11 protein-coding genes are annotated in these 13643 nt (G+C 69.4%); 2 read left to right on the forward strand and 9 right to left on the reverse strand.

Annotated features, from left to right (window positions below; all coding sequences use genetic code 11):
* From CAP_RS49870 to CAP_RS04525, 4 genes are all read right to left on the reverse strand, one after another.
* Positions 1–1072: RNA-directed DNA polymerase (locus CAP_RS49870; RefSeq protein ID WP_156040488.1), on the reverse strand; the 1072-nt coding region annotated here is incomplete at its 3' end.
* 98 nt (positions 1073–1170) lie between these two features.
* Positions 1171–1593: a type II toxin-antitoxin system VapC family toxin gene (locus CAP_RS04515; RefSeq protein ID WP_044236507.1), complete on the reverse strand. Its 423-nt coding sequence runs from the start codon at positions 1591–1593 to the stop codon at positions 1171–1173.
* The gene (locus CAP_RS04520; RefSeq protein ID WP_044236508.1) at positions 1574–1870 is read right to left on the reverse strand and encodes a hypothetical protein; all 297 of its coding nucleotides are present in this window, start codon (positions 1868–1870) and stop codon (positions 1574–1576) included. The genes CAP_RS04515 and CAP_RS04520 overlap by 20 nt, the downstream gene beginning before the upstream one ends.
* Positions 1871–1970: 100 nt before the next feature.
* Entirely contained in the window at positions 1971–2261 is a 291-nt protein-coding gene (locus tag CAP_RS04525) for a hypothetical protein (protein WP_044236510.1), read from the reverse strand.
* A 58-nt stretch (positions 2262–2319) separates the two neighbouring features.
* On the opposite strand from CAP_RS04525, the gene CAP_RS04530 reads away from it, so the two are divergent.
* Complete coding sequence (locus CAP_RS04530; RefSeq protein WP_231511078.1) at positions 2320–3237, forward strand: ABC transporter ATP-binding protein; 918 nt, start codon at positions 2320–2322, stop codon at positions 3235–3237.
* A gap of 24 nt (positions 3238–3261) precedes the next feature.
* Positions 3262–4965: a protein kinase domain-containing protein gene (locus CAP_RS04535; protein ID WP_044236512.1), complete on the forward strand. Its 1704-nt coding sequence runs from the start codon at positions 3262–3264 to the stop codon at positions 4963–4965.
* Between the two features lie 34 nt (positions 4966–4999).
* Here CAP_RS04535 and CAP_RS54850 read toward each other — a convergent pair whose 3' ends face one another.
* The 5 genes from CAP_RS54850 to CAP_RS04560 all read right to left on the reverse strand — a co-directional run bounded on the left by CAP_RS54850 (position 5000) and on the right by CAP_RS04560 (position 13628).
* The gene (locus CAP_RS54850; RefSeq protein ID WP_081864553.1) at positions 5000–7669 is read right to left on the reverse strand and encodes a dynamin family protein; all 2670 of its coding nucleotides are present in this window, start codon (positions 7667–7669) and stop codon (positions 5000–5002) included.
* A gap of 107 nt (positions 7670–7776) precedes the next feature.
* Complete coding sequence (locus CAP_RS04545; RefSeq protein ID WP_044236514.1) at positions 7777–9141, reverse strand: dipeptidase; 1365 nt, start codon at positions 9139–9141, stop codon at positions 7777–7779.
* 177 nt (positions 9142–9318) lie between these two features.
* Complete coding sequence (locus tag CAP_RS04550; protein ID WP_081864593.1) at positions 9319–10707, reverse strand: cytochrome P450 family protein; 1389 nt, start codon at positions 10705–10707, stop codon at positions 9319–9321.
* Positions 10708–11311: 604 nt separating this feature from the next.
* Entirely contained in the window at positions 11312–11908 is a 597-nt protein-coding gene (locus CAP_RS04555; protein WP_052374154.1) for a 2OG-Fe(II) oxygenase, read from the reverse strand.
* A 106-nt stretch (positions 11909–12014) separates the two neighbouring features.
* Positions 12015–13628, reverse strand: coding sequence for an FAD-dependent oxidoreductase (locus CAP_RS04560; RefSeq protein ID WP_052374155.1), 1614 nt, complete (start codon positions 13626–13628; stop codon positions 12015–12017).
* Positions 13629–13643 lie beyond the last annotated feature (15 nt).

Raw genomic sequence — 13643 nt, forward strand, 5'->3', positions numbered from 1 at the left:
CTGGGCGCAAAAGTGCCCAAGTCGAGGCTAGTCGGCGAAGAAAGAAGCGAAGACGAATGTAGTCACGCTCTGGAGCAGCCAGGTACGCGTCAAGAATTTCCTCCAGCGCCTTCTGAGAAAGCTGCGCAAGATCCGCCGAGGTGAGTTGCGAAACCGGGATGGCATCGTATGGGCCAGCAGAATATTTTTTGATGACCTTCAACACCGACGCTTCGGTGGAGTTGATCGGTTGGTCATCCGCCTTCTCACGAGCGAAAGCAATAAATTGGGCGGACTTCATGAAGCCCGTCTTCGAGCGGTTTGGCGTCAGCTTGTGATATTGATCCAGAACATTCACAATGGCAAACAATGCCACCTGCGCCTTTTCTTCGCTGTCACAGAAAACGTGGATATCATCGACGTATCGACAGTACTCAAGGCCGCGCTGAGCCATGAGCTGATCGATGGGGATTAGCGACGCTTCAGCCAAGAGATGGGTTGGGTGAGGACCTATAGGGATCCCTCGCGACACCGATACCGTCGAACTCTTGAGCAAGTTCATAATTATCTTTGTCGCCGGTGCCGTCAAACCGCAGGCTTGTAGCTGATTCTCAATTGAGTGATGGTAGATTTGATTGTAGAAATCGGTAATGTCAACTGTTAGGACAACCGAGGATACGGCTGCGCGCCGGATCGACGTTTCCCAGAACGCATCCCAGCGATCAGGACTGTAGAGAGTCCCATCGGCACTGGGATCAAAACGGTAGCTAAATACGCGCTGCTCAGCGACCGGACTGCGCCTACGCTCGATAAGCGCGCCGATCTCATAGACGAGCGCAGCGAGCAAAAGTGAGTCGATGGGATCCAGCTGCGCTGCATTGCGAAATGCGGCGGCATCTTTAGGAACAAGCATTTTGCGCTCAGCCGTCCATCGATGTTGCGTGAGATCGATGTTGGCGAGTTCCGCGCGAAGTGATGCATGCCAGGCACGCTCAATCACTTCGATTTCGAAGGGCTGGGGGAATTTATCGGTATCACCATACTTGCGGAGGTGCGCAAGCGCCCAGTCGAGAGAGCTAACGGAAAGTTTCATAAAGCCACTCTCTGGCGCGATATGCCTACTCAATAAACCCAGCACAACGGCACCACCATGCTGCCATCGCGCTGACAGACTTCATTACCTTCATCGGGTCATACGCGCTTCCAGTTGTCGAGCTGGAGGGGATAACCGAGTGACTGAACGCGTTCGTAATGTGCGGTGTTCCCTGTGACAAGCGGGAAGCCATGAAACACGGCAATCCCGGCGATCATCACATCTCCCCGCCCGATGGGCTGGCCGGTGCGGACGAGGTCGCCCTCGATGCGTCCAGCGACTTCCGAGACTTGTGTATCGAGCGGCAAGATCTCAAAATTGCTCAGCAATTCAAGAAACTGCTGCACCTTCTCCGCGCGACCTACCCGTTGCCAACCACTCACCACCTCAAGGACCGTCACCGCTGTGATGGTGAAGCGGCCGGCTTGCGCCCCGTAATCGCGCGCCCGCGCGACGACCTGGGCATTTCTCCCCTTGAGGATCTCCGAGAGGGTGTCGGTATCAAGGATCCTCGTCGTCACCGACCACCCTCCGGCTGTGCTGCTCTCGCCGCTGTAGGATTTCCTCGGTCACCGCGTCGACGAGCTCCGCGTCCTGTGCCCAGGCGCCGATGAGCAGCCCCGCTGCCGGGGCGACGGTCCCTTGAGACGCATCTCCAGGTCCTGCCGCTCCGCCGCCTGGCGGCTCTGGCTCGCGTGCCCTCTCGGCGAGGTCATGAACCACACGCTCGACCAGCTTGAGCCGCTCCTGCACCGGCAGCACCAGGATGGCCTGGTAGATCTGTTCCGCTGTGCTCATGGTGGGCCTCCTCCGTGCGAACGGGTGCGCCGTCGACCTGTGTGGGCAGTTCGCGTCAGGGCGCAGGAGCAGAATGCCACGGATCCGGGAGGATGCAGAGCTACCCCAGGAAGCCGGCCCGCCGGCCGCCGCCGCCCGCCTTGGTGCCGCCCTCCAGCGCCACCGCAAACACCGCCTTGGCGGGGATCAGGAACGTATCGCCCTTGATGGTCCGTGCCCGCACCAGCCCGGAGGTCACCTGGATGGCTTCCACCTTGGTCACATTCAGCCCCACCCCCTCGTGCCCTGCGTGGAGCGACAGCGTCCTGCCCTCGGGCAGCACTGCCCAGCCATCGGACTCGTGTTTCGCCTCGGCCGCATCGAGGGCAACCTTCAGGATCTCGTCGATCATGGGAGCGGTTTCCGCCTCACCGGCTCCCCTGTCAAGCGGCGTGGTAACCTTCGCGCGCATGTCCTCGAATCCCAAGGCCGCGCGCCCCCAGACGGACCACCACCCCGATGGCGTCCCGGCTGGCTCCCGCCCCATGCCCCCTGGCTGGGAGCCCCGCGACCACCTCTTCGTCGACGACCTCAAGAAGAACTTCGGCCCCACCAAGGTCCTCCACGGCGTCACCATGCACCTCCGCCGCAAGGAGACCGCGGTGATCATCGGCGGCTCCGGCGCCGGCAAGACCACCCTCCTGCGCATCCTCATCGGGCTCGAGCGGCCCACCACCGGCCACGTCTGGGTCGACGGCGAGGACATGAGCGCCCTCAGCGACTACGAGATGAACCGGATGCGGCAGCAGTTCGGCATGGTCTTCCAGTACGCCGCGCTGCTCGACTCGCTCACCGTCTTCGACAACGTCGCCTTCCCCCTCCGCGAGCACCGCAAGAAGATGAGCCGCGCCGAGCAGCGCGACAAAGTCGTGGGCATGCTCAACCTCCTGGGTCTCGAGAACAAGGAGGAGCGCATGCCCTCCGAGCTCTCCGGCGGCCAGCGCAAGCGCGTCGGCCTCGCCCGCGCCCTCATGCTCGAACCCCAGATCCTCATCTACGACGAGCCGACCAGCGGCCTCGATCCCCTCACCAGCCGCATGGTCGACGACCTCATCGAGGAGACCCGCGACCGCTTCGGCATCACCAGCGTCGTCATCTCCCATGACATGGCGAGCACGTTCCGCATCGCCCACCAGGCCTTCCTCGTCGTCCAGGGCCGCGTCATCGCCCACGGCACCCCCGACGAACTCGCCCATGGCGACAACGAGGAGGCCCGGAACTTCATCAAAGCCTCCGGGGTCGCCACGGATAGCGTCTCGCGGGTGGACAAGCCCGCGCCTCCCGAGGAGACGACCCAGGTGCAACGCAGCCCTACGTCCGTGGAATAGCTCGTCTCTGCGCTCGTCTCGACCATGACCGCCGCCTCTCACCTCATCGGCCAGACGGTTGCTGGGCGCTTCAAGATCACCGGCTTCATCGGTGAGGGCGCGATGGCAGCCGTGTACCTCGGCGAGCAAGAGCGCGACCCCCACGAGGTGGCGATCAAGATCATGCACCCCCAGATGCTGGGGGACGCGACCTTCGTCGGCCGCTTCCGCCGCGAAGCCAGGGCCGCCTCCGCCCTCGATCATCCCAACACCGTGCACATCATCGATTACGGCGTCGACGGCAACTTGCCGTACATCGCCATGGAGCGCCTGCACGGCCGCGACCTCTTCGACATCCTCGTCCGCGAGCACCGCCTCACCGAGCGCCGCGCCGCCGAGGTCCTGGTCGGCGTGTGCGAGGCCCTCGAAGCCGCCCACCAGCACGGCATCGTCCACCGCGACCTCAAGCCCGAGAACATCATGCTCGTGCGGAGCCCGTCCTCCGCCAGCGATCTCGTCAAGGTCCTCGACTTCGGCATCGCCAAGATCGTGGAGACCTCCCCTACCCTCCCGCTCCCGCTCGATGCCTCCCCCGCTCTCGATCCATCGTCCGTCAGTCCCGCGTCCGCCGATCCTCTGCCTGCGCCTTCCTCCGCCGATCCCCCTCGCTCCTTCGCGGAGTCCCCTCCTTCCAGCATCACCTCCACGGCCATCAGCCGTGTCGGCGTGACCGTCGGCACCCCGGCGTACATGTCGCCCGAGCAATGCCGTGGCGAGCCCGTCGATGGCCGCAGCGATCTCTACACCTGCGGCATCCTCCTCTTCCTGCTCGTCACGGGCCGCCTCCCCTTCCCCGCCGTGGGCTCACCCTGGGATGTGGCCATGGAGCGTCTCCGCCGGCCCCCCCCTGCACCGAGCACCTTCGTCCCCCGCCTCCACCCCGGCCTCGAAGCCGTGATCCTCAAGGCGCTCGCCACCTCCCCCGAAGATCGCCAGCAGAGCGCCCGCGAGCTTCGCGACGCACTCACCCGGCTCCTCCCGGAGCTCTCGGGCACCCTCCTCTTCGGCGATCCCGCGATGGCGCCGCTCGACACCGACACCCTCCCCCTCTCCATCCGCAACCGACAGCGCATCGCGGCGCGCTCCGCGCTCGGCATGCGCGACGGGCGCGACGGGCGCGACGCGCGTGACGTTCGAGAACCGGCGCGCGACGGCTCGGGCCCCCGCTCCGCCATCACCCTCTCGTCCCCGCGGCTCGTCACCGACGCGGCCCCCCGAAGGACACCGAGCGACAAGGTCCGCCTCCTCCTTCCCACCGGCGACACCGATCCCACGCTCGACATCGACGACGGCGCCCCCTCCCTCAAGACGCGCCTCATCCCTAGAGCCCTCGCCGATCGCGCCCTCGCCGATCGCGCCCACGTCGCGCCGCTCCCTCCCCCGCGCTCCTCCTCCCCGCGCTCCTCCTCCCCGCGCGCCGCTTCCCTCCTCAGCGACGCGCCTTCCCCGGACGCCGAGCCCTCTCCCGCCGCCGCGCCGCCATCGTTCTCCCCGGACACGCTGCTCCCCGGCCACCCCGAGATCGATCCCCCCACGCCCCTCGTGGGCTCCAGCTACCGCGCCCTCACCGAGCGTCCCCCTCCGCCCGTGCCCCCTGCGCGCACCCTCGCCGCGCGCCTCGTCGTCCCCCTCGCGCTGGTGATCGGCATCGCCCTCGGCCTCGTCGCCTTCCTCCTCATGACCCGCTGAAGGGCCGCAGCGCCCCCGCCGCAGCGCCCCCGCCTCACGCCGCGCTCGCCCCGACTTCCCCGGCCTCCCCGGCCTCCCCGGCCTCCCCGGCCTCCTGCGGCGCCGGCAGCGCCGCGCGCACCGCCTGCGCCCGCAGCTCCAGCGCTGCACTCGGCGGCGGCGGCACCGGCTCCTCGGCCTCCGAGAGCAGCGCCATCGCGAAGGCATCGATCGCCGCCTCCACCACGCCCTCCAGCGCCGAGTCCACCAGCTCCGCCGGCGCCGCGTGCACCGCCACCGTCCCCATCAGCACCGCCCGCACCTGCGCCTGCGCCCGCGGCCACGCTGCCCCCTCCGTCACCGATCCCTCCGGCATCCACTGCCCCGCGACCGCGGCGATCTCCGTCGACAGCGGCCCCGTCAGCCGCGCCAGGAACCGCTCCTGCGCATAGGCCCGCAGCCCCGGGTCCCGGTGCTTCCGCTCCTCGGGCAGCTCCGCGATGGGCCGCAGATCGGCCGCCAGCGCCTTCCGCGACGGCGCGATGGCCTGCTCGATGCTCGCCGCCAGCGTCCGCCGCTCCCGCCTCAGCGCAGCCCCCGCGAGCCGCAGCCCCTCCACCCGCGCCCGCGCCCGCCGTGAGACCTCCCGATCGTCGCCGGCCCGCGCCGTCGCCAGGGCGAGCAGCTCCCCCGCGATCTGCCCCGCCTTTCGCCGCAGCCCCCGCTCCCGCAGCGCCTCGCTCTGGTCGACGATCTGCTCGCTGAACAGCGCCTCCACGGCGCCCCACCCGCTCGCCGCGAGCGCCGCCTCGTCGCCCATCCTCCCCTTCAGCGACAGCTTCGCCGAGAACGCGATCGGCGCCGACAGCGATCCGAGCCGCGTCTCCAGAAGGCTCGCGCGCACGTGCCCGAGCACCTCCTCCAGCGCCACGGGCTGCAGCCTGTCGGCCTTGTTCACCAGGATCTGCGCCGGCACCCCGAGCGCCTGGAGCTGCGCCAGCACCTTGCGCTCCGACTCTTTCATCGGCGACGTCGCGTCGAGCAGCCACACCGCCACGTGCGCCTCCGCGAACGCCAGCCGCGCCCGCGCCGCGTGATCCGGATCCGGCGCGTTGAACCCTGGCGTGTCCAGGATCTCCACCCGCTTCAGCCGCTCGATCGGCGCGTAGATGAACACCCGATCGGGCTGCGCCCCCTCCTTCTCCAGGGCGCGCAGCGTCCCCTTGAGCTGCTCGTGCGGCACCAGCCGATCGGGTCCTCCCCGCGTCACCACCCGCGCGAACGGGTCCGGCGCCCACGCCACCCAGTGCAGCGTCGCCGTCGTCGGCAAGACCCCTGTCGGCGCCACGTCCTCCCCGAGCAGCGCGTTGATGAAGGTGCTCTTCCCCGCGTTGAACTCCCCCACCACCGCCACCCGCAGCGGCCTCTCCCGCTCCACCGCCAGCGCCTCGATCGCCCCCATCAGATCCAGCCGGTCGAGCAGCTTCGCCGAGCGACGCAGCTCGCTCAGCACCTCCGGCCACGCCGCGACCCGCACCGCGCCCAGCGCTCCCGCAGCCCCCGCGCCACCCGTGCTACCCGCGGCCTCTGCGACCCCTTCCCCTTCCATCGCCGGGAGCCACCCCCCGATCACCTGCTGGCGCATCTCCTCGGCCCACGCCGCGCTCTCGCCGGTCACCGCATCGAGCGCGTCGAGCGCCCGCGCCCCCTGCCCTGCCGCCGACAGCCGTGACGCCTCCACGAGGCGCCGCAGCTCCTCGGGCAAGAGCCCCTCGTCCCGCGCCGCGAGCAGCTTCAGCGCCTCCAGGTCCCGCGTCTCCACCGACAGCCGCAAGAGCGCCGCCGCCGCCACCCGATCGCCACGCGAGAGCCCCCGCGCCAGCGCCTTCCGCGCGTCCTCCCGCCGCCCCTCCGCCGATGCGAACGCCGCGGCCCACACCGGCTCGTCCAGCGCTTCGAGCACGCGCACCACGTCCCGCGCCCGGTCCACCAGCACCACGTCCCGCAACGCCGACACGATCGCCGCGCAGAGCGGCGCCGCCCCCCGCGCGTCCAGCACCAGCGCCCGCAGCCCGGCGTCGAGCGCCTCCTCCGGCGCCCCCGACGACAGCGCGAGGTGCGCCCTCACCAGCGCCGCCCGTCCATCGAGCGGCCCATCCTCCCCGAGCTGCCCCACCGCCTCCCGCGCCACCTCCATGTCCCCGAGCCCCAGCGCGCACTCTGCCCGCCGCAGCGCCACCTGCCGATCCGGCGCCGTGAGCGACAGGGGGATCCGCTCCAGCCACCGCTGCGCCCGCTCCGGATCTCCCACGGCCAGATCCAGGTCGCACAGCTCCAGCAACGCCTCACGCCCCGCGTCCCGCTCCTCCGGCGCCGACGCCGCCCGCTCCAGCGCCTCGCGCGCCCCTTGCCACTCGATCCGGAGCCCCGCCCTCCCCAGGCGCAGCCACACATCCGCCCGCCAGGGCACCTTCTTCGACAGCTCCACGAGCGCCGTCACCGCCTCGTGATCGAGCCAGGCATCCTCCGCCGCCTCGGCCCACAGCGCGAACCCCACCGCCGACCCTGGCAAGCTGGAGAGGATCGTCCGCGCGCGCTCCCGCGCCTCCAGGGGGTCGCCCTTCGCCAGCGCCGCCTCCGCCGCCGCTCGCTCCTCTTCGAGCCCGAGCGCGAGGATCTCCACCCGCCCGAAGAACCTGGAGAGCGCCTCCACAAGCCTGGCCATGGCCAGGATGGAAGCCCCGCCCCCCCCAGCGGATCAATGAGGATCGTCACCGGCCCGGGGGAAACGTGCGCGTGGCGCTCCCGGGCCGAGGTGTCGCTGCGGCCCGCTCAGGAGCGCGGGGCTGCGGCAAACTTCTTCAGGAAGAGCGCGAGGGAGATGGACATGTGCTCGATCTCGGAGGGATCCACGCTCTCGTTCGGTGCGTGGATCAGCGCCTTGGGCTCCTCCACGCCGAACAGCATGATCTCCGCCTTGGGGAACGTGCTCTGGAAGATGTTGCACAGCGGGATCGAGCCGCCCTGGCCCACGGCAACCACGTCTTTGCCATAAGCGGCGCTCATGGAGGCGACCAGGGCGTCGTGGGCTGTCCCCTGGGTCGCCGCGGTGAATGGCTGACCGAAGGAGGTCGGTTCGACGGTGACCTTCACGTGCCAGGGCGCGACCGACGTCAGGTGACCGATCAAGGCCTCCTGCGCCGCGCGGGCGTCGATGCCGGGCGGGACCCGCAGGTTGATGAGCGCCCGCGCCCGGCCCTGCACGGCGGGGGTGGCGCCGTCCACGGAGGGGCAATCGATACCGACGACGGTCGCCGCGAGCCGTGCCCACAGCATGTCTGCCACGGCTCCATCGCCGAGGAGATCCACGCCGGGGAGGACGCGAGCGTCGGTGCGAAACTGATCCGCATTGTACTGCTGGCCCGACCATACCTCGCCGTTGGCGAGACCTCGGATGGTGGTGTTGCCCTTGGCATCGCGCAGGGTGGCCAGCATGGCGATGAGCGCGGCGAGGGCATCGGGGGCCGCTCCGCCGAACTGACCCGAATGCATGGGGCCCTCGAGGGTATCGACGGTGACGATCACGTTCGCCAGCCCTCGCAGCGACGTGGTCAGGGTCGGGATCCCGTCCTGGAAGTTGCCCGCGTCCGCCACGAGGATGGCGTCGGCCGCGAGCAGATCGGCGTTCTTGGGGACGAAATCCTCCAGGCCGCCGGTGCCTTGCTCCTCGGAGCCCTCCCCCACGATCTTGAGCGTGACCGGGAGATCGTCGCCGAGCGCGCGGATGGCCGTGAGGTGCACCGCGATGTTGCCCTTGCAGTCGGCCGCGCCGCGGGCGTACCAGCGCTTGTCTCCCCCCTCGGTCAGCGTCCACGGGGGCGTGCTCCACTGCGACGCGTCCGGCACCGGCTGCACGTCGTGGTGGAAGTACAGCAGCACCGTGGGGGCGCCCTCGGGCCCCCGCTTGATCCCGGTGACCGTCTTGGAGCCGTCGGAGGTGACATGGGTGTCGACCTCGGCGAAGCCGGCCTTGGTGAATGCCTGCTGCAGCCACGTGACCATGAGGTCGCAGTCCGCAGGCGGGTTGTCCTGCGGGGCGTGCACCGAGCGGTAGGCCACCATGTCGGCGAGATCGGCCTTGGCCTGGGGCATCAGCGCCCGGACCCGGGCACGGAGGTGGGTAACGTCATCGCTCACAGGGCTTCTCCTCGGGGATGTTGGGGTCAGGAACTGAACGAATCCCCGCGAGCCAAATCACCGAACAGAGCGGTTTCTGTCAATCCCACCATGACCAGGGCGATCGCCTCGTGGAGCCGAGCGCCGAGCGCCGCGCGCCGCGCGCCGCGCCCTCGAAGCGACGTCGTGAGAAGGGCGTCAGACCAGCACCGGCAGCGCGTCGAAACCCCGCAGCACCTGGCGCCCCCACCGCATCTCCTCCGCCGGCACTGCGAGCCGCAGCTCCGGGCAGCGCCGGAACAGCGTCTCGAAGGCCACCTGACCCTCGACCCTCGCCAGCGGCGCCCCGAGGCAGAGGTGGATCCCCTTGCCGAACGAAAGGTGCCGGTTCGCGTCTGCGCGCTCCAGATCGAACGCCTCCGGACAGGCGAACCGCTTCGGATCATGGCTCGCCGACGCGAGCCCGACGAACACGTGGCTCCCCCTCGGGATCTGCGTCCCGGAGACCTCCACGTCCTCCGTCGCCACCCTCCCGGTCACCGCGTCCACCGGCGGGTAGAACCGCAGCGTCTCCTCCACCACCTGCTTCGACAGCTCGGGGGCCGCCTTGAACCGCGCGAGCTGCTCCGGGTGGGTCAGCAGCGCGAAGACCCCGTTGCCGATCAGGTTCACCGTCGTCACGTGCCCCGCGAGGTAGATGATGAAGACCATCGAGAGGAGCTCGTCCTCGCTGAGCACGTCGCCGTCCTCCTGCGCGTGCACCAGCCGGCTGATCAGATCGTCGCTGGTCCGTGCCCGCTTCTCGACGAACAGCGCCCGCAGGTAGGCCGAGAACTCCCCGAGCTTCCCCCGCAGCTCTCCGCCGATCCCCCGGCTCCCCCGGTTGGTGAACAGCTCCTCCGTCCAGCCCCGCACCTTCCCGCGATCTGCGACGGGGATGCCCAGCAGGTCGCTGATCACCGTCACCGGCAGCGGGAACGCGAACGCTTCAACGAGATCCAGGCGCCGCTCGGGAGCCACCTCCCCCCGCGCTTCCGCCGCCGCGAGCGCCTCGTCCAGCAGCTCCTCCGCGATGCGGGCGATGCGCGGCCGGAGCGCCTCCATCGCCTGCGCCGAGAAGCACGGCTGCACGAGCTTGCGGAGGCGGGTGTGGTCTGGCGCGTCCGTGGTGAGCAGGCTGGTCAGCACCGGCCGCAGCTCCTCGGCCATCTTCGGCATCTGCGCGATCTCCGCCGGCGTCTTCGCCGCGTGAGGGCAGGACGAGAACCGCTCGTCGCGCAGCACCTCGGACACCTCGGCGTAGCGCCCCAGGAAGAACACCTCCCTGCCGAAGATCTCCTGGAACGCCGTGCGGTTGTCGCGCTCCTCCTGGGTGATGTCCTGCCCGGTCTCCGGGACGAACACCCGCACCACGCCGCCCTTCTCGCGCAGCTCCGCGTACGTCGCGTAGGCCTGCCCCAGGAACTTCGGGTTGCCCACGTCCAGCACCGGCACCGGCTCGCTGCCCTGAACGCCATGGGGACACGCGCTCTCCGCGCGCTCCCGCTCCCTCACGCCCGGCTCCGTGTGGCCCGCTCTCGTCTCCATGGTCATCCCCCCCCGGGAGGGTATGAGGGCCGCCCAGCGCACCTTCAAGGTGGCGGACGCACGAGCAACACCGATTGCGACGGGTCATTCCCTCGCTGACGGATCCTGTTCGCCCCGAGCGCTTCGCTGCCCCGGACCACCGGAAGATCGTCCGTGTCGACGAGAACGAGCTTCGTGTGGACATGAAGTTTGCACCGCGCACGTGAAGCGGCTTCGTGTGGGCACGACGGTCCTTCACGTCGACACGAAGAGCCTTCACGTCGACACCCAGAAGTTCACGTCGACACCAAGGTCCTTCACGTCGACACCCAGAAGTTCACGTCGACACCAAGATCCTTCATGTCAACACCAAGGTCCTTCACGTGGACGCTCGGAATTTCCTGTCCACATGAAGGTCTCCCGCGTCGACACCAAGGTCCTTCACGTCGACGCGAACCACCCTTCACGTCGACACCAAGGTCCTTCACGTCGACACGAACCACCCTTCACGTCGACACGAATTCTGTAGGTTCGGACACGAATTTTGGTCCCGTCGACCCAGATTTTGTATGTGCCAACACAGGACACGTTCCACTCTGAACGTTCTCCCGCGTCGACGGGGTGTTCAGGAGGCGGGGCGGTACAGGACGTCCGAGCGGAGCACGAGCTTCGTCCCGCGGCGTACGCGGTTGCCGGCGTGGAGGACCATGTGCTGGAAGAGCAGCGCGGTCCCGGTGCTCGGGACGATGGTCCTCTCCTGCTCGGGGAAGTCGGTCTCGCCGCCCTCGAAGTCCTCGTTCAGGTACACCATCAGCGTCAGCAGGCTCTTCGCGCCATCCCCGCGGAAGTAGGCCTGGTCCTGGTGGAGGCCGAAGTGCTGACCCACCTCGTAGCGGTAGATGCGCACCGGCACGTGCACGCCGGTCACCTCCATGGCGACATGCGAGCGCCCCTCCACCTCGGCCAGCATCGCGCGGGGCACGTGCGGGAGCACCCGGCGGTACAGCTCCTCCGCGAGCGCGGGGTCGCGGAGCACGGCCAGGGTGTTGTCGCGGATCCGGGTGTCGACGACGCGCCCCGTGGCACTGTTCACCGTGCTCGGGAGCCACTCGTGCGCGTCGACCCCGGCGAGCATCTCCGCGCACTCGGCGGCAGAGAACAGCGCGGGCACCGTCCAGAGGAGGGGATGCCGGAAATCGAAGTGCCCTGCGTACAGCCCCATGTGCGCCTCGTGCTGCGTCCAGGCCCTGTGCCGCGCGGCCGCGCGACCATGCGCTGCCGGGGGTCGCTCCCGGCGAGTGTACTCCAGGGCGGCGCAGGGAGCGCCGCTACCCGGCAGCGGGTGCTCCGGCGCGGCGCAGGGTGAACGGCGTCGCCAGGATGCCCTTCTCGGGGACGGCGAAGATCGGCTCCTCCTGCAGGCCCTCGCGCTGGAAGATGGCGTTCGCGCAGAGGAGGCCCGACATGCAGGCGGCCTCCATGAGCATGGCCGGGTGGGGCAAGCGCACCCAGTCGCCCGCGAGGTACAGGCCGGGGATGCCGGTCAGGTGGGGGGGGCGATCGCGGCGCATGCCGAGGTGGAAGGCAGAGAAGTCGTGGCGAATCTGGAGGTGCTCGTGGTGGATGGTGCAGCCGCGCAGCTCGGGGAAGTAGGTCTCCATCTCGGCGAGGAGCTGCCGTCGGATCGCGGGCCCGTCGCTGGCGTCCACGTCGTCGGGGACGGCGTAGCAGTGAAGCTCGAGGACGGAGCCTCCGTGCGCGGCGGCCCACGCGGCGGACTCGGCCTGCGCGCGGTGGTAGGTGGTGATGGAGTCGAGCAGCTTGATGCGCTCGGTGAGGATGAACATGGGCAGGTCGGGATCGAAGGGGCGGTCGGTCCAGAGGCGGAGGACGACGTAGGGCTGGCCCGGGCGCAGGCGATCGAGGCGCTCGTGGAGGACCGGGTCCTCGTCGCGGAGGAACGCCGAGGCCGCGGCGATGCGGCGGGTGCCCACCACGTCGGCCGCGAGGACCACGGCGTCGTAAGGCTCGCCCAGCACCTCGAAGCCCTCGCCGCGCCGCCCGATGGCCGGGACCTCCGCACCGAGGAGGATGCGCGCGCCGTGCTCGTCGAGGAGGCGGCGGAGGGGCTGGTTCAAGGTGCGCTCGGCGTCGTCGTCGAGGTAGTCGTAGATGAGGCCGAAGTCGTGGCTGAGGTAGTAGAAGTGGAAGCTCTTGATCAGCTCGGCCATGGACACCCGGTCCTCCTCGGCGAAGAAGGCGCGGGCGAAGGTCCGGAAGGCGAGCTGGAGGTCGGGCGGCAGCGCCGCGGCCTTCGCGAAGTCCTCGAAGGAGACGTCGTCGTAGGCGGCGAAGGTCCGGTCCTCGTCGTAGCTCAGGAGATCGACGAGCTTCCTGGATCTCGGCCCCAGGGGCATGTCGCGCAGGCGGTAGTGGCCGTGCTTCGCGAGCGAGAAGATGTTGAGGAGGGGGGTGCGCTCGACGTCACGGTACGAGCGGCGCCCGCCGTCGCAGGTGAGGATGACGTAGTCGCCGATGTCCTTGAAGTGGCGGGTGGTGCCGGTCTTCTCGAGGAGGCGGTTCAGGTTGTAGTAGTGGCGAAAGAAGGCGTGGAAGCCGTGCTCCACCTGGAGCGTGGTGCCGTCCGGGAGCTGCACCGGCCACGAGCCCACCTTGCCGCCGAGGAAAGTGTGGCGCTCCAGCAGGGTGACGTGGAAGCCGCGCTCGGCGAGGGTCACGGCCGCGGTCATGCCGGCGAGGCCGCCGCCGATGACGGCGACGCGGCGGGGCTCGGCGGGTGAACGCGGCAGGGCGGGGTCAGGGGCGTTGACCTGCCGCCGGTAGCCGCCGAGGTGGCGCTCGACGCGGCGCCGCGCCCAGGCGTGGAGGGAGGAGGTCACGGCGCGCAGCCTCGAGGCGTCGAAGGGCATCCTGCTGTTCATGGCGGGGCGTGCCGC

The organism is Chondromyces apiculatus DSM 436, assembly GCF_000601485.1.
In the GTDB taxonomy this organism is placed as follows: domain Bacteria; phylum Myxococcota_A; class Polyangia; order Polyangiales; family Polyangiaceae; genus Chondromyces; species Chondromyces apiculatus.